The following is a 15,583-nucleotide window of genomic DNA, read 5'->3' as shown; positions in this document are numbered from 1 at the left end:
TCTCAACATCAATGAAAATCGCGGCTGCGCGGGATTACACGAACATCGCGCGGATGAACGCCTGCTGTTCTTTGGAGCGGCCCTTTGCGTTCCGCGATCGGGCGGACGACTTCATCCGACCGCGCGAGCACACCCTTCAGCGGATCGCGTAAGGTATCTTCCGAGAGGAGATTCAGTTCACCTGTGCAATCGATCAACTGCTCGGCAACAATATGGGTTACATTGTCGGCTGTCTGAACCCGGCCTTTCACATGGATAATCCGTGAGCGCATGACCACTGCGCGAAACCGTTCCATCACCCGTGGCCAGACAACCAGATTGGCAATTCCGGTTTCGTCCTCCAGGGTAACAAACACAACGCCGCTGGCAGTGCCCGGCCGTTGACGCACCAGGACGATACCGGATGTTTCCACCCGGCGCCCGCTGGGAAGAGAAGTCGCGGCCTTTGTGCTAAGGAGGCCCCGCTGCTGATGCAGAGGGCGCAAGAAGTGCATTGGATGATTTTTCAGAGACAACCGGGTGGTCTGATAATCCTGAAGAACATGCACTGAAGATGGCATTCGGGGGAGTTCCGCCGCCACTTCGGGACCTTGTTCGGCAAGATGCGCGGCGGCGAAGAGGGGAAGGCCATGCTGGGAAGGTTCACCCCGCACTTTCCATAAGGCCGCGCGGCGGGAGAGCCCCATTGAGCCAAAAGTATCTGCTGCCGCCAGCCGCTCTGCAACTGATCTGGGCAGGCGGGCGCGCCGCATCAGTTCCTCAGGCGTTGTATAGCCCGCCCCCCGGCCCATCATCAGGCGCTCCATATCAGCCTGGGTGAGCCCGTCCACCTGACGGAAACCGAGGCGCATAGCAAAAACGCCGCTGCAGTCTTCCATGGGCTCAAGGGTGTTGTCCCAATCGGAATAATTCACATCGACAGGGCGTACCTCAACCCCATGTTCCTGCGCGTCTCGAACGATCTGCGCCGGCGCATAGAATCCCATCGGCTGACTATTGAGCAGGGCGGCGCAGAAAACGTCCGGGTGGTGACATTTTATCCAGGAGGAAACATAGACCAGCAAGGCGAATGAGGCCGCATGGCTTTCCGGGAAGCCATATTCCCCAAACCCCTTGATCTGCTCGAAGCATGACTTCGCGAAAACAGGGTCATATCCCCGGTCAATGAGTTTGGAGACCAGCTTTTCCTCATACTGATGTATGGTTCCAACATTCCGGAAAGTTGCCATCGCCCGCCGCAATCCATTGGCTTCATCTGGCGTGAACTTCGCCGCATCAATGGCGATTTGCATCGCCTGCTCCTGGAACAGGGGGACCCCCAGTGTCCGGCTGAGGATCGACTGAAGTTCATCCGCCGGTCCTTTGTCCGGGGCGGGACTTGGATAGGTGACGGTTTCAATTCCCTTGCGGCGGCGCAGATAGGGATGAACCATGTTGCCCTGTATGGGCCCCGGCCGCACGATGGCGACCTCGATTACCAGATCATAGTAGGTGCGCGGTTTCAATCGCGGAAGCATCGCCATCTGAGCGCGGCTTTCCACCTGGAACACGCCTATGCTGTCTCCCTTGCACAGCATGTCATAAGTCGCCTCGTCGCCCTGTTCTATACTGGCGAGCGAGTGCGTGATGCCCTTGTGCGTTTCCAGAAGGCCGAATGCCTTCCGAATACAGGTCAACATGCCGAGGGCGAGCACATCCACCTTCATGATCCCGAGAGCGTCGATATCGTCCTTGTTCCATTCGATGAAGGTACGGTCTTTCATGGCCGCATTGCCAATCGGGACGGTTTCGATCAAAGGGCCGCGTGTCAGAACAAATCCGCCAACATGCTGGGAGAGGTGCCGGGGAAAACCGAGCAGCTGACGCGCCAGTTGAACCGCGCGCCGGATCAGAGGGTTGCCTGGATCCAGTCCGGCCTCGGCAATGCGCTTGTCGGGCAGGGTATCACTCCAACTGCCCCAAACGCCATTTGCAAGGGCCGATGAAATATCATCGCTAAGCCCCAGAGCCTTGCAGACTTCCCGGATGGCGGATCGCGAACGATAGGAAATGACGGTGGCGGTCAGTGCCGCGCGATGACGGCCATATCGTTCGTAGACATACTGAATGACTTCCTCCCTGCGTTCATGCTCGAAGTCCACATCAATGTCCGGTGGTTCCTTCCTTTCGGGAGAAAGAAAGCGCTCGAAGAGAAGCTTGGTCATTGTGGGATCAACACTTGTAATGCCCAGGCAGTAACAGACGGCAGAATTGGCTGCCGAGCCGCGTCCCTGACAGAGGATTCCCTGATTGCGTGCCCAGCGGACGATATCGTTTACGGTCAGGAAATATGGTGCATAGGAAAGTTGGCTGATGGTCTTCAGCTCGCTGTGGATCTGACTCGTAACTTTTTCCGGAACACCCTCTGGATAGCGCACCCTGGCGCCTTCCCAGGTGAGGCGTTCCAAGTGTTCCTGCGGTGAGGAGCCGGACGGAACGGGCTCATCAGGATATTCATAGGAAAGCTCGTCCAGGCTGAACCGGCAGCGCTCAAGAACTTCGATTGAGCGGGCAATTGCATGCTCAAATCCCTTGAACAGACGAACCATCTCCGCCGCGTCCTTGAGATGCCGCTCTCCGTTCGCTTCGAGCAGAAAGCCAGCCGTTTCGACCGTGTGGTGTTCCCGAATACAGGTCAGGACATCCTGCAGGGGGCGTCTCTCCGGCACATGATAAAGCACATCATTTGTGGCGATCATCATTGCGCCGGTCTGGTTTGCAATTTGTGCCAGACGAGAGAGGCGCTCATGATTGCGGCCGGTATAAGTGTAGCGCGCTGCCAGATATGTTCGCCCCGGTGCGGATTTGGCAATTTTTCCCAGCATGAGCAGAAAATCTGCAGAGGGAATATCTGGCGGCATGACAATCAGGATCATCCCTTCGCTGGCCTTCAGGATATCCGCAACCGTGATGTGGCACTCTCCCTTCGGTGCCCGAAATTTACCCTCCGACAGCAGGCGAGAAAGACAGCCATAGGCCGCTCTGTCCATTGGGTAAGCCAGGATTTCCGGGCCATCTTCCGGCACCAGGCGCGCCCCCACCACGATCCGCAGCCCCACTTCCTGCGCCGCCACATGGGCACGAACCACCCCGGCTAAGGTATTCCTGTCGGCCACGCCCACTGCGGCAAGCTTCAGTTCAGCCGCGCGCGCTATCAATTCATGTGCGTGGCTGGCGCCCCGCAGAAAGGAGAAGTTCGTTGTCACGGCCAGTTCGGCATAATCGCTCATGCAAATAGTCCCTGAACGAACCAGTCTGGCGTTTCGCCGCGGCCATCACCATAAAGCCCATTCCGGTAGACCCAGTATCGCCGGCCGTCTTCATCCTCCACACGGTAATAGTCCCGGGTTCGCGGCAGGGCGGAAGCGGTGCCGGCCTGTGCCGGTAAATAGGCCCACCATTCCGGCGCAATACGTTCTGGCCCATCGGCGCGGACAACCCGCCGGACCTTGCGTCGCCAGACAAAGCGAAGAGGGGGCCCATCCGGCACTTCCGCAATCACCTCTACTCGTTCAGGCTGCGCAAACAGGCGTGCCGGGCGCAGGCCGGGCAGGTTATCAGGCGGTAAAGCCCCCTCCATACCCTGTCCCGCAAAGGGCACGGTCTTTTCCGCCATCAGAACGGGATGCCGCGCTTCTGGCAGTGTGATGGTGACAGTCCCTTCGCCAATACGGGCGTTGATGCGATCGGCAAGCGCCGAGAGCGCTTCCTCGTCAAGGTCGGTCCCGGAAAGGTCGCCCGAGAGTGGGCGGCTACCTGCGGTCATTGGGCCTGTTCTGGAAGCTTCCAGAAGCAGAAGATCAATTCCAAATCCAGGATCAATCTGGCAGATTTTTTCGCCGAAAAGCCGCAAAATATGTTCCACCGAGCGAACGGGACGGGCCGCGTTGACCCGTATGGAGCTCATTTCTCCGTCGGAGCGGAATGCCTGAAACAGAAAGGTTTGTGCGCCAAGTCCATCGGCGGACAAGTCGCTGCAAAGCTCTTCGGTGAGCTTTATCAGGCCGGCATCTATCCCCGCAGCATCTGTCAGCGGCTCGGGGCAGGCAAGTCTTGCAAAATGATCCGGCGGCGGACGAAATGGCATGAAAGGTTCTGATCGGAGACCAAGCGCCTGATCCAGACGGAGCGTAACTGCATCTGCCGCCTGCCGCGAATTGAAACGGCGCGTGAGTGCCTTGCGGTCGATATCATAGAGCTGCCCGATGCGTGTCAGACCAAACCGGCGGAGCAGTGTAATCGCAGTTCCGGAAATGCGCAGGGCACTTGTAGGGAGCGGGGCAAGCCCTTCGCGTTCCGCGCCGCTGGAAAGAAGGGCCGGCTGTCCCTCTTCGGCGGCGGCATGTGCCAGGGCCCAAGCCCCGCCGAGGGTCCCGGCGATCCCGATCCGGTGACCATATCCTGTCCGCGCGAGCCGTACGGAAAGCGCGTCCGCCATTTTACTTTCACCTCCGAACAGATGGTCACAACCGGTGATCTCCAGGATCAGCCCGTCTTCCCCCTCAAGCGCGACCAGGGGAGAGAAGCGGACCATCCAGGCGGCTAGCGCGGCGAGAGATTTTCGGTCGCCCTCCCGGTCAACCTCTTCGGCAGCAATATCGGGCAGGGTGGCGCGGGCATCCGTGAAACGCAGGCCAGGATGAATGCCGCTTGCAAGCGCCGCCTGATTGGCTGCGGCCACAACAAGTCCGTGAGGAGATTTCTCATGCAGGATGAATGGCCGCAGCCTAGCCGGCTCTCCGATTTGGGAAGGCGTGATGGGGCGACGCCTCATCCGGCGCAGGCGATCCAGTGACCATTCCGGGAACCATAAGGAGAGATAGCGTCTCATCATTCCATTCCAGATCAAAAGCCTGTCCCACCAAGGCTGGAGCGGCGCGGCAGCGTTCGAGATGGACACGCCAGCGGGCATGCCCGGGTGCGCGGGGGTCGTAGCGGTTGGGGGCTGAGGGTTGAGGGCAGACACGCCAGCGAGTGGCGGCGGCTGTCGCCCCTTCGCAGGTGTGCGGCAGAAGCAGTGTAACCGGTACACCGTGGCGTTCGGATGCAAGGGTCAGGCGCCGGGTTGCGGTGAAGTCTGCGCTGTTCACTTCCGCGATCACATGGCTTACGACTCCAGACACAATCGCCTCCTCGATGGCCCAGAGTGCATCGCTGGTATGGCGGGTCACAATGCCAAGCCGCCGGGCCTTGCCGCCGGTGGCTTCACGCAGGGCCGCTTCGGGAACTCGCCCCATGTCGCGCGCGCTGCTGGCCTGGGTCACCCATAGCAGGATAGTCCTGCCGGAGGGGCGGGGGGCTGCGGCCAGCAGAAAGCCGGTTGTTGCGGCACGGTCCCCATAGGCGGCCTCGGCTATTTCATGCAGCCCGTGTGTGCCCAGCCCAAAAGGAAACTCCACCTCCCGCGCTGGCGGGGCAGTAAGAGGGCCAACCAGGCCTTTGGATATGAGCGTGACAAGATCCATATGTTCTTATTTTGTTCTTTTGGGTGCGAGTCAATATCCTTGCCCGCGAAAAGCTGGAAGGGTTGTCTAAACGATGGTTATGGTCAGGCCCGGCCCAGAAAATCCCGGATCAACGCGGCCACCCGGGCAGACGCAGAGACAGGCCCAGCATTGATGGCGGCGGCAAAGCCTGCCACCTGCTGCGCCAGAAATCCTGGATGCTCAGCCTTTGCTGAGCAGATAAGGCGCAGGGCTTCCTCCGCAGAATTGGCAACCTCGCCAAAAGTCCAGTGGCGATAGAAGGGACTATCTCGCCAGTGGGCGTCATGTGCATTCAAGAAGACGCAAGGCTTCGGCGTTTGCAGAAACTCGTAAACCTGGCTGCTGACATCCCCTACATAAATCTCGGCTGTGCGCGTGTAGTCCATATTGAGGGAATGAATGCTGCCTCCATCAAACCTCAGATTTGGCGCCTGAGATAATTGGGAGAGTTTATCGAACAGGCGCCTGCCTTTGCCGCGCAGCCTCAGATGGGGAGCGACGATGAAATTGAAGTCCGGCATCTTCGCAAAGGCTTCAAGCAAGGAGGGCCCAAAGCTCATCCATGAGCTGAGATCAGCATCGAAATGGGGATTGTAGAGTACGACTGGCCGGTTATCCTCAAAGAAACGCGGTGGGCCAGGTGGCAACACGTCAAACTTGCAATAGCCGATGACATGGCAGGTTTCAGCGGTCGCCAACCCATAGCTCAGGAAAGCGTCATAATCCTTCTGGCCTGCAACAAAAACCAGATCAAAGAGCCGTATACGGTCTTCATATCCTTTTTCCCGGTCGCCCGCGCCATGAAGAATATGGATGAGCTTCGGGCACTGCTTGCCGAGCACTTTCTTCAGCGCCGTCGATGTGCGCTCGGGTGTCAGAATGGCATTGTATCCGGAAATGCGCGCGAGGTTCAGCAGAAGGTTGGGCAGGCGAGGGGGGCACTGATAGAGGGGCCGCCCCTCATAGAACAGGGGTGTTCGCAAGACGCTGCGGGAAAGCTCTGGCGCATGGGCTGCAATCAGCTGCTCGTGCCAATCTGTTGAGACAAGGATATCCGTACTCACCCCGGTGCGAGCAAGTTCTCTGGCGGCGCCGAGAACGTGTAACAGCTGGTGCGCCTCGCCAATCGCCAGCACAAGGATGCGAGGCGAAAAAGAAGGTTGCCCAGGAGAAGGGAGGCGGGGCATGGCCGGGTCAGAATCCGTTTTTCTTCAAGCCCTCGAAATCCGCCACCGTGTCCACTTCAGCCCAACGATGCCCCTTTATCAGAACCGTTTCGACGCCGCCTTCGGTGCTGGCAATGGCGTTGATGGCCTTTAGAAACCAGGCCTGAACGCCATCTTGTGTGCGCATCATCTGTTCCAGCTTGCTCCGGAAAAACATTGGCCCGCTTCCCTTGAAGCGCAGAATTCCAATGGATTCGGCGTCAGTTTCGCTCGGCAAAAGCGTTTTGCCGATGGCCGTGAGGGACGTGCCGGAAAGCGTTACCTTCATGTCGTCCAGATCATAGCTTTCCTTCTGGTCAATCGTCACCAGGATTGGCGCGGCTGGTGCGGCAATCACTTTCTCGATCAGGTCCAGCTTGAATAATGTGTCCCCGTTGATCAGGAGGAAGTCGTCATCCATCCGTTCCCGAACCATCCAGCAACTCGCAAGATTGTCGGCCACCTGGAAAAACGGGTTGAAGAACGGGCTCCCCTTCAAGGGGCCGCTGCGGCCCGCAAGCTCTGCTTCCACCAGATCAGGAAGAAACCCGGTCACCACTGTCACGTCCCGGATGCCGGCCGCCTCAAGGGTATTCAGCTGATACCCCAGCAGCGTGGTTTCCTGCACCGGCAAAAGACATTTCGGGCGGGATTCCGTGAGAGGCAAAAGGCGCGATCCGCGACCAGCACTCAGGAGAATAGCTTTCATTTGGAGGTGCTCACTTCTTCCGAGAGGAAACCGATTTCAGGCAAATTCAGGTCTGCGATTGTCAGGTTCATTTCGCGCGCTGCCTTCCGCAATCCGGAAGACGGATTGACCGCAATTCCATGATCGGAATTCAGAAGCATATCGAGATCGGAAACGTGATCGCTATAGGCAAAGGACACGCGCTCGATTCCGTGTGCCTCGATGCGCTTGAGCTTTTCTGCGCCATAGCAATTGGCGCCCGAGAGCCGCGGAGCTGGGGCCTCGCCCTCCGCCGACCAGTCCAGCCGCGTCGCGATGACCTCATGAAAACCCAGCGCGCGCGCAAGTTCATCGGCGACAAGATCAACCGAAGCTGTTGCTATGATCAGCCGGTCACCCCGCGCAGCGTGCCAGCGGATCGCCTCTACAGCGCCTGGACGGAGCCCGGAGTGGACCTCTCGCACAATGAAGGCCGTGGCTGCGGCTTCCAGTTCCTCTCTGGAGAGATGGGAGAGTGATCTGAGGCTCACCACCTTCACGGAGTCCCGGCTCACCAATCCAAGTTTGTAGCCTGCCGCCTGCACAAGGATGCGGGCAAGATGGAGCAGGAATGCCGGCCGTTTCCGATTCACGAAAATCAGAAAACGGGTCCATGTCGGGGCCCGTGTGATCGTCTTGTCGAGATCAAAGATGGCGATCGTTGGCATGATTTTCAGGCCTCCAGCCAGGATGCGGGTTTCGATTTCTGGGCCATCGCCTGCACCAGCCGTCCCCCGTGGAAGAGCAGGCAGATAAATGTCCAAACACCAATGGCGATGAAGCCCCATCCAGGCTGGCCGAGCATGACCGCTGCCATGAAGATCAGCATGTTGGGATTCCGGCGCGCGGTGATCTCACGCATGAAACTGTCGATGGGTTGCCAGACATGAATGTGAAATCCGAAGCGCCGGATGAACTCCCCTTCCTCCAGCCGGTTGAGAAGATACCCCGCAAGGATCATCGCCAGCGATCCGGCCAACAGCGTCTGCGAAGGCCCATCGTCCGTGCCCTGCAGACCGACGAAGATGGCCCAGTACCAGAAGGGCGGGTGGATCAGGTCGATCCCGTGATCATAAATATTGCCCCAGTTCGAATAGGTCATCGTGGTGCGCGCGAGTTTGCCGTCCACCGTGTCCAGGAATGTCATGATCCAGGCTGCCGCGAGACCGGCCGCCCAAGCGCCATTCCAGAACAGCCAGAAGGCTAGTATGACGAAAGCCAGGCTGGCTGTGGTCACGGTGTTGGGCGAAATACGCAGGAAAGCGCAAAGGCGCGTGATATGAAACGCCGGCACAGGCCACGCATACTTGGTCACCAGATCGGTCACGCCCTTGTAGGAGCCCTTGAACAGTACCCGCTCTATGTCGATGGCTTTCTCGGTGCGCATCGACAGAACGTACGGCACCTCCCGTTTGCGCAGGCTCTTGTTATAAGCATCGGCAAAGTCATGCATGCCGCCCGGAGTGAGGCCAGCTGACTTCAGCGTCTCACGGTCTGCGACCGGGTTTTCGAACAACGCCAGAAATGTGCTGGCGTCAGCCGCTTCGGGCAAGTGGATGGCAACCAACTGCTCGCCCGTGTTATCCACCGCTGGCGCCAGCAGCGCCGCGCCGGGCTGGGCCAGCAGGTTTCTCTGGAGCGACGGCGACAGCACCCATTCAAGGCCTGCCAGCAGACGGCTTTCCGCTTGATCCACGCCTGCGGCTCCCGCCTTCGTCCAGGCGCGGCGCTGCCATTCGCGGAGATCCAGCCCCCAGAGCTTTGACGGCAATTCCCCAAGCAGGCGAACCGAGACGGCGTTTGGTGTCATAGGGCGAATAACTCTAAGATGTTTAGTTGAAGGTGGGCTCAAACCCGAAACCGGCAAAAGGAGAAAGAGCGTCATGCATCGCAATGCAACCTTTGAAACATTTGGTGGCAGCCGCACCTTGATCCGCGATTACACGCACTGGAGCGTTCAGGTGCGTCCAAAACAGGTCACGCTCGGTGCTCTTATCATTCTCTCTCATAGCGATGCCACGGCATTCTCTGCGCTGGCTGCGGAGGCCTTTGCCGAACTCGCTACCGTTGTCAAAGATGCCGAAACAGTGTCCGCGAAAGCGTTCGCCAACACGAAGATCAACTATCTGATGCTGATGATGGTGGATCCCCATGTCCATTTCCATGTTCTTCCGCGCTATGCCGCTCCGGTGATGTTTGAAGGAACCGCCTACACTGATCCGGGCTGGCCGGGACAGCCAGTCCTCACAGTATCGGAGGGGCTACCGGATGCTGAGCGCGTCGCGGGCCAATTGCGGGCAGTTTGGCCCAATCCTCGGGCATGACTGGAGGTTTGCACCTGCATTTTCAGCCCTGCCGCCGGTCCGCTAGAATGCTCCGGACCAGCTCAAGATCGGCTTGGGAGTCGACATCAATTGCGGCTTCAGCAAACGGCATCACAACAACGCCTGCGCGCGCGCCCAGTCTCGCAGAAATCATCTGGAAGGCCCTGTGAACATCCGGCCTGCCGATCAGTAACCGGAGTGCTGTCACCGGCCCAAAGCGCCAGGCTATCTTCCACGGCTTCTTGCGGTCCTGCTCTGCCTGTTGCCAGAACCGGATAATCTTCAGTGCTTCGGATGAGCGGATGAAAAACAGATTGCAGCCAGACATGGGAGCCCCCCCGAATGGGATATAGGTTCGCCGTGTTTGTGGATAGCTCGCCTGTATTGTCTCCTTCGATGCCAACCCTACGGTCAGATCCGCGCCGCCCCGAATGGCCTCTCCAACGAAGTGATCTACCATTTCTGATGTGAGCAGCGCATGATCGCAGGTCGTCACAAGCAGGGGCAGTTGGATCCCGCCCTCTATCGCGCCCAGAAGGCTGGAGGCCGGGCCGCCGGATACCGACTGGGCTCGCTGCGCAGGTATGCCGCCGCTGGCTTCTTCAAGCACTTCCGGTTCAAGCCCTGAAACATAAGGCGCCGTACACAGACGGCCGCTTTGCATCAGGGAGCGGAGTACGCTCGACAGCATCGGCGCGCCGCCAATATTGATCAGCGCTTTGCTTTGAACGCCGTGGGCCATGGCGAGCGCATCCCCGCTCGCCCGCGCGCCAGCCAGCACAAGCGCATATGCCGTGTCACACGCGGAGTGCTGGCTCAAAGGGGTTTTCCGTAGATGCGATAGGTCTTGTATTTCGGCGCGTCGAACAGCGAGATGATGTTGATCAGATTGGTGTTCGTTTCCAGAATCCAGGAGGCTTCGATGTTGCGCACGCCTCGGGCATGCTGCGCCGCCAGTGTCATGCTGCAGGTAGCTGCCATGGTCTGCACGCCGCGGCGCGTCTTGTGAAACTTCCGCCGCATTCCGGCCAGCGGTATCCGGGCGGTTGTGGTGCCCGCGACCTTCAATCGGTGAAGAAACTGTACCCAGCCAAATGGCAGAAGCCGGCCATTCAGCCCTTCGGCGGCCTCGAAAATATCCGGCAGTACGAGAGCAAAACAGGCGGGCTCCTCATCGATCAGTCCTATCCAGAGATGATCGGGGCTTATGAGGGGCTTCAGCTCCTTGGCCATATGCGTAATTTCGGCCTTTCCAAAGGGCACGAAGCCCCAATTGTCCGACCACGCATCATCGAATATGTCGAGGATCTGATTAATCTCGTTCTCATAGTTGCGGCTGTCCAGATTTCGGATCCTCAGCCGCGGATCGCGTTCAAAGCCCTCGATCAGCCTGCTGGCAATACCAGGCGGCTCATATGTCTCGCCCATCCGGATCATGTAGGCGAACATGTCCATGGCCTTGGAATATCCGGCGCGCTCCAGAGAGGGGGCATAATCCGGCCGGCCGTGCAACATCATCATTACGGGCGGCGTATCAAACCCGTCGACCAGAAGGCCGCACTCTTCGTTCACGGAGAAGTTGAATGGCCCTGCAATCCGCCGCATGCCCCTCTGGCGCAGCCACGCTTCGGCAGCCCCCATCAGCGCGGAGATGGTTTCCTCGTCTTCCTGCAGCGTGTCCAGAAATCCGAAATGACCCGTCTGATCATTATGCCGCGCCAGGTGAGCGGGATTTATGAACACGGCAATCCGGCCAACGGCCTGTGTGCCCCGCCAGGCCAGCAACAAATCATGTGGCATCTGCGCAAGCGCCGGATTGCGGCGAGGATCGATTTGCGCCGCGCGCTCAAATCTCAGGGGCGCCCGCCAGGCTGGCAGGTTGCCATAAGCGCGAAAAGGGAGGTCCAGAAACGCGCGCCGGTCGGCCGCGCTTTCCACCCGCCGCACTGTAACAGGCTCATTGCCAAAAGAGAGATTCTGAATTGGCGCATGGATATTCATTTGCGAAGCTCAAGTCGGACCGTTGTTGTCTGATCACCCGCCTTGAAGGCGGCTTCGTCGAACTTGGGCATGCGCAGTTTGAGCTTCTGATTGTTGGAAAGGGCAAAGGGCTCAGCTGGCAGCATGTTCCAGTGCCGGGCGAGTTCCCGGTCACCGTTCACGTCATGATAGGCGGCCACTGCATAGGTTCCCGATGACGGCAGATCAAAACAGACGCGCTGCGACCCGTTCTCGGCGGGCACGCGCACACGTTTCAGGCGAGAAGCTTTTTTCAGGAAGTCCCGTTCACTCGGCTTGTACAGCTCGACCGTCAGAATTCCCTCCGCATAGATGCCAGTTACGAGGACTTCAATCTGCGGTCCCCCGTGGCCACAGATATCACCGGCCTCGTCGGCGCGAATATCCAAGACATTGAGGGTTTGCGCCGCAGCTGTCTGGCAAAAGATCGCCAGCATCAGCATCAGAACCTTGCCAAGGTGCATCAACACAGTCCTATTGTGACACATATGCTTCAGACTGTTAGTAGCGCCAAGCCGGTGCAGGGATCAATGGACTGTCACACGCGATGCTATAACAAAGTCAGCCGAGAGCGATTGGCCGGGGGAGTGGGTAATGATTGCCAGGCTTGATCGCTACCTGATCCGTAGCTTTCTTGGCATGTTTGCAGGCCTTACCGTCCTGGCCATGGCGCTTTTGCTGCTGGAGCGGCTTATCCGTATTACCGAACTGGTTTCGGGCTCTGGAAGTGCACTGCTTTCGGGCTCTCTCCTGATCGCCAACCTGATTCCACATTACCTGAATCTGGCATTGCCGGGCGCGTTTCTGATCTCGATGATCCTGACAATCGACCGGCTTAGCCGCTCGGGGGAAATCGTCGCGCTGATGGCGGCAGGGGTATCACTTTACCGGATTGTCCGGCCCTTCATGCTGGTTGCGCTTGTTCTGGCAGCAGCCTCCCTCCTGATCTCCGGTATCCTTCAGCCTCTGTCGCGCTACTCGTATCGCGAGATCGTTTACAATCTTCAGCACCAGTCGGTGCTGTCCGTGTTTCAGGAGCAGAAGTTCGTCCAGTACAACAACCGGATCATCTGGACAGATAGCGTCCAGGCCTCGAGCCGGCGGCTGGGACAAACCTTCATTCTGGAGACAGAGCCGGACGGTACCCGTACCGTACTCACAGGCCGCACCGGCCTTTTGCAGGAGCCGCGCTCCGGGGAGTGGGAAATCATTCTCCAGGAAGGCGCGGGCGCCGCCTATCGCGATGGCGATCCGCCAGAAGAGTATGACAGGATCGAATTTGCAGAGCTTATCTGGCCGGTGATTCCGGATGCCGGACAGTACCGTGAACGCGGAAATGACGAGCGCGAGTTGTTCCTCTCCGAACTGCTCAGCCCTTCGTCAGCAGCCAGTGGAGAAGGCATTGAGCCTGCCGTTGCCGCTTCAGCGTTTCATGACCGGACCAGCCGCGCAGCCTTATTGCTTGTCATGCCGCTCATCGCTGTCCTTCTGGGCTTGAACCTCGGCCGGATCGCGCGCTCCAGCGGTGTGATTCTGGGTATCCTCATCCTGCTGGGCGTCCAAAAGGTTCTGGAGTTCACTCTGGTTCAGGCCAACGAGGGGATCATCCCCCCCTGGGCGGGTTTCTGGCCTATCGTCCTTCTTGTGGCGCTCGCCGCGCTTGCCTTGTTTCAGCGTCTTTCCGAGGGAAGCCTTCTTGCAGGTCGTCGCAGGATCGCCCGCCAGGGAACAGATTATGCCAGCGCCCTTGCCGGAAAGCAGGCAACATGACCACGCGTCTTACCCGGTATCTTTCCCTGTTATTCCTGCAGCGCTTGGTCGTTGTAGCGCTGGCGCTGGTTGCGCTTCTGGGCGTCCTCGACGCACTCAGCAATGCCGACAAGCTGCCGGCCGGTGCCGGGTTTGAGGGGCAGATGCGATATATGTGGCTGCGCCTGCCAGCCCTGTTCGATAGGATTGTAGTCTTTGCCTTTCTGCTGGCAGCGCTTCTCACCTATGCATCGCTGTTCCGGCGCAATGAACTCGTTTCGATCTCCGCCTCCGGTATTTCCGTATTCGGACAGATGAGGACGCTGGCGCCCGTTGTCTTCGTGGCAGGCGTGGTCTCTGCCTTGGCAATTGATATCGCCGCTCCGCCCTCCACCCGTGCATTGCAGGCCTGGCTCGGCGCCGGCGCGCTTCAGGAAGACGCCCAGACGCCGGAGAAGCTCTGGCTTTCAGATGGTCCGCTGCTGATCGAGTTGAGCAGTATGCAGAAGGATGAGTTAAGCGGCATCACGATTTTCGAACGGAATGCCGAAGGGGCCGTTGTGTCCGTCACCATGGCCGAAACAGCGCGTCCCGCTGATGGTGGCTGGCAGCTCAGCAATACCAGCCAGCGGCGCTTCGATGGCGATGCTCCCCGGGAGATGTCCTTCTGGCCAAGCCCCCAAACTCCCGATAGCCTTCAGCTTCTGCTCGCGTCACCGCGGGATCTGGCCATCTCGAATCTCTTTGCGCTCAGTGAAATGCGCGGATCGGGAAGCCGGCCATCCGGCGCTTATCTGCTCTGGGCGCTGAACCGCATATTGCTGCCGGTCACGGCAATCGGCTTTCTATTTCTGGCCGTGCCAATCATGCAGGTCTATGGCAGGCGGTCGAATGCCGATCTGGCTGTCGCCGCGGGAGTTGCCGCTGGCTTTGTTTATATGGTGGTAGACGGCATCCTGAAAACGCTGGCAGAGAATGGGAGCCTCAGTCCGGTGTTGGCCGTTACGTTTCCAATCCTCGTCCTCTTCTGCGCCAGTCTGTGGTTGGCACTGGACCGTGAGGTCAGGAAATGAGCCGCAAGATCGGCTTTATCGTCAATCCACTCAGCCACACGGTCCAGCGTAAAGGCTCAACGCTCGAACGGGTTGCTGCGCGCGTGGAAGATGCCGTGCTGATCCGCATTGATGACTTTGCCCGTCTGCCGGATCAGCTGCGCCAGCTCACCGCGGAGCATCCGTCTGCCGTCTTTGTCGAAGGCGGCGATGGCACGCTCCAGGCTGTGTTGTCAGGGTGGCCGGGCTTTGCCGAGGGAAGCGCGCAACTTCCGGACATGGGTATCCTGCCAGGAGGCAGCACCAATCTTGCCTTCAAGGTGGCCGGTCTCCGCCGCAGCGCCGGTGACGATATTGAAGCACTCATAAGATCCGGCCGCGCGGATAGCCTCTCCACGCGGACCAGCTTGCCCGCACTCCGGATCGAAAGCTCCAATCTCCCGGCACCTCTGGTCGGTATGCTGCTCTCCACCGGATCGCTCGCCCGCGCGATGCTCTACACCCAGAAGCAGATACATGGGGACGGCCACAGGGGATCGCTCGCTGTCGCCAACGCGGCCGCTCGCTTCGTCGTCTCGCCTGGATCCTATCTGGACACGGATGGAGCGCCATTGCTGCGCCCCTGTGATTACAAGGCAGAGAGCGCGGTCTTCCGCCTGCAGGGCGTCCACGCGCTCAGCCTCATGACGACTCTGCCTTATCTGAGCCTCGGCTTGAAACCTTTCTGGGGGGAGGAGGGCGGGCCCATCGCTCTCACCTACGCCCAGTGGCCGATCTCCGCGTTTCGGGCTGCATTCCTGAAAATTCTCGCGAATGCCACAGGTCCGGAAATGACCCGCCATGGGCTCACAAGCTATCGGACAGACAGGCTCACGCTCAACTGCTCCGGCCCGATTGTGCTGGACGGGGAGCTATTGCAAATCCCGGCATATGATCCCATCCGGATCACGTCCACCCGCCCCATCCGGTTTCTGAGATAACG

Annotated in this window: 14 protein-coding genes; 4 read left to right on the top strand and 10 right to left on the bottom strand. The window is 59.2% G+C overall.

The window, feature by feature from the left end; genetic code table 11:
• Positions 1 to 8 precede the first annotated feature (8 nt).
• The 7 genes from HPO_RS05905 to HPO_RS05875 all read right to left on the bottom strand — a co-directional run bounded on the left by HPO_RS05905 (position 9) and on the right by HPO_RS05875 (position 9,267).
• Positions 9 to 3,269: an error-prone DNA polymerase gene (locus HPO_RS05905; protein WP_035595706.1), complete on the bottom strand. Its 3,261-nt coding sequence runs from the start codon at positions 3,267 to 3,269 to the stop codon at positions 9 to 11.
• Entirely contained in the window at positions 3,266 to 4,813 is a 1,548-nt protein-coding gene (locus tag HPO_RS05900) for a Y-family DNA polymerase (RefSeq protein ID WP_277813432.1), read from the bottom strand. Before HPO_RS05900 ends, HPO_RS05905 begins: the two co-directional genes overlap by 4 nt.
• Positions 4,767 to 5,504, bottom strand: coding sequence for an ImuA family protein (locus HPO_RS05895; RefSeq protein WP_051612345.1), 738 nt, complete (start codon positions 5,502 to 5,504; stop codon positions 4,767 to 4,769). Before HPO_RS05895 ends, HPO_RS05900 begins: the two co-directional genes overlap by 47 nt.
• An 83-nt stretch (positions 5,505 to 5,587) precedes the next feature.
• Entirely contained in the window at positions 5,588 to 6,712 is a 1,125-nt protein-coding gene (locus tag HPO_RS05890; protein ID WP_051612344.1) for a hypothetical protein, read from the bottom strand.
• Between the two features lie 7 nt (positions 6,713 to 6,719).
• Positions 6,720 to 7,439 carry a phosphocholine cytidylyltransferase family protein gene (locus tag HPO_RS05885; RefSeq protein WP_035595704.1) on the bottom strand — a complete coding sequence of 240 codons (720 nt, stop codon included), beginning with the start codon at positions 7,437 to 7,439 and terminating at the stop codon, positions 6,720 to 6,722.
• Positions 7,436 to 8,125: an HAD family hydrolase gene (locus HPO_RS05880; RefSeq protein WP_051612343.1), complete on the bottom strand. Its 690-nt coding sequence runs from the start codon at positions 8,123 to 8,125 to the stop codon at positions 7,436 to 7,438. Before HPO_RS05880 ends, HPO_RS05885 begins: the two co-directional genes overlap by 4 nt.
• Before the next feature lie 5 nt (positions 8,126 to 8,130).
• Entirely contained in the window at positions 8,131 to 9,267 is a 1,137-nt protein-coding gene (locus HPO_RS05875; RefSeq protein WP_035595703.1) for a CDP-alcohol phosphatidyltransferase family protein, read from the bottom strand.
• Between the two features lie 73 nt (positions 9,268 to 9,340).
• Between HPO_RS05875 and HPO_RS05870 the strand changes: the two genes are divergently transcribed.
• Positions 9,341 to 9,781: an HIT domain-containing protein gene (locus tag HPO_RS05870; protein WP_035595701.1), complete on the top strand. Its 441-nt coding sequence runs from the start codon at positions 9,341 to 9,343 to the stop codon at positions 9,779 to 9,781.
• 22 nt (positions 9,782 to 9,803) lie between these two features.
• Here HPO_RS05870 and HPO_RS05865 read toward each other — a convergent pair whose 3' ends face one another.
• The 3 genes from HPO_RS05865 to HPO_RS05855 form a co-directional block, all read right to left on the bottom strand.
• The gene (locus HPO_RS05865; RefSeq protein ID WP_162174014.1) at positions 9,804 to 10,562 is read right to left on the bottom strand and encodes an NTP transferase domain-containing protein; all 759 of its coding nucleotides are present in this window, start codon (positions 10,560 to 10,562) and stop codon (positions 9,804 to 9,806) included.
• A 35-nt stretch (positions 10,563 to 10,597) separates the two neighbouring features.
• Positions 10,598 to 11,581, bottom strand: coding sequence for a hypothetical protein (locus tag HPO_RS05860; RefSeq protein ID WP_233349306.1), 984 nt, complete (start codon positions 11,579 to 11,581; stop codon positions 10,598 to 10,600).
• Between the two features lie 197 nt (positions 11,582 to 11,778).
• On the bottom strand, positions 11,779 to 12,243 hold the full coding sequence (locus HPO_RS05855) for a DUF2141 domain-containing protein (protein ID WP_233349307.1): 465 nt from the start codon (positions 12,241 to 12,243) through the stop codon (positions 11,779 to 11,781).
• Between the two features lie 151 nt (positions 12,244 to 12,394).
• On the opposite strand from HPO_RS05855, the gene HPO_RS05850 reads away from it, so the two are divergent.
• The 3 genes from HPO_RS05850 to HPO_RS05840 are packed head-to-tail and all read left to right on the top strand — an operon-like array spanning position 12,395 to position 15,581.
• Positions 12,395 to 13,570, top strand: a complete 1,176-nt coding sequence (locus HPO_RS05850) for an LptF/LptG family permease (RefSeq protein WP_035595695.1) — start codon at positions 12,395 to 12,397, stop codon at positions 13,568 to 13,570.
• Positions 13,567 to 14,622: an LptF/LptG family permease gene (locus HPO_RS05845; RefSeq protein WP_035595693.1), complete on the top strand. Its 1,056-nt coding sequence runs from the start codon at positions 13,567 to 13,569 to the stop codon at positions 14,620 to 14,622. The genes HPO_RS05850 and HPO_RS05845 overlap by 4 nt, the downstream gene beginning before the upstream one ends.
• Positions 14,619 to 15,581: a diacylglycerol kinase family protein gene (locus tag HPO_RS05840; protein WP_035595691.1), complete on the top strand. Its 963-nt coding sequence runs from the start codon at positions 14,619 to 14,621 to the stop codon at positions 15,579 to 15,581. Before HPO_RS05845 ends, HPO_RS05840 begins: the two co-directional genes overlap by 4 nt.
• Positions 15,582 to 15,583 lie beyond the last annotated feature (2 nt).

The organism is Hyphomonas polymorpha PS728, from assembly GCF_000685315.1.
Lineage (GTDB): Bacteria > Pseudomonadota > Alphaproteobacteria > Caulobacterales > Hyphomonadaceae > Hyphomonas > Hyphomonas polymorpha.
Note: the sequence above shows the minus strand (reverse complement) of the source record. Positions and strands in the feature narration are given on the sequence as shown.

What these genes read in the sequence shown, in the direction of transcription:
- HPO_RS05905 (WP_035595706.1), bottom strand. Translation starts at nt 3,269, where the DNA reads ATGAGCGATTATGCCGAACTGGCCGTGACAACGAACTTCTCCTTTCTG.
- HPO_RS05900 (WP_277813432.1), bottom strand. Translation starts at nt 4,813, where the DNA reads ATGAGGCGTCGCCCCATCACGCCTTCCCAAATCGGAGAGCCGGCTAGG.
- HPO_RS05895 (WP_051612345.1), bottom strand. Translation starts at nt 5,504, where the DNA reads ATGGATCTTGTCACGCTCATATCCAAAGGCCTGGTTGGCCCTCTTACT.
- HPO_RS05890 (WP_051612344.1), bottom strand. Translation starts at nt 6,712, where the DNA reads ATGCCCCGCCTCCCTTCTCCTGGGCAACCTTCTTTTTCGCCTCGCATC.
- HPO_RS05885 (WP_035595704.1), bottom strand. Translation starts at nt 7,439, where the DNA reads ATGAAAGCTATTCTCCTGAGTGCTGGTCGCGGATCGCGCCTTTTGCCT.
- HPO_RS05880 (WP_051612343.1), bottom strand. Translation starts at nt 8,125, where the DNA reads ATGCCAACGATCGCCATCTTTGATCTCGACAAGACGATCACACGGGCC.
- HPO_RS05875 (WP_035595703.1), bottom strand. Translation starts at nt 9,267, where the DNA reads ATGACACCAAACGCCGTCTCGGTTCGCCTGCTTGGGGAATTGCCGTCA.
- HPO_RS05870 (WP_035595701.1), top strand. Translation starts at nt 9,341, where the DNA reads ATGCATCGCAATGCAACCTTTGAAACATTTGGTGGCAGCCGCACCTTG.
- HPO_RS05860 (WP_233349306.1), bottom strand. Translation starts at nt 11,581, where the DNA reads ATGCCACATGATTTGTTGCTGGCCTGGCGGGGCACACAGGCCGTTGGC.
- HPO_RS05855 (WP_233349307.1), bottom strand. Translation starts at nt 12,243, where the DNA reads ATGCTGATGCTGGCGATCTTTTGCCAGACAGCTGCGGCGCAAACCCTC.
- HPO_RS05850 (WP_035595695.1), top strand. Translation starts at nt 12,395, where the DNA reads ATGATTGCCAGGCTTGATCGCTACCTGATCCGTAGCTTTCTTGGCATG.
- HPO_RS05845 (WP_035595693.1), top strand. Translation starts at nt 13,567, where the DNA reads ATGACCACGCGTCTTACCCGGTATCTTTCCCTGTTATTCCTGCAGCGC.
- HPO_RS05840 (WP_035595691.1), top strand. Translation starts at nt 14,619, where the DNA reads ATGAGCCGCAAGATCGGCTTTATCGTCAATCCACTCAGCCACACGGTC.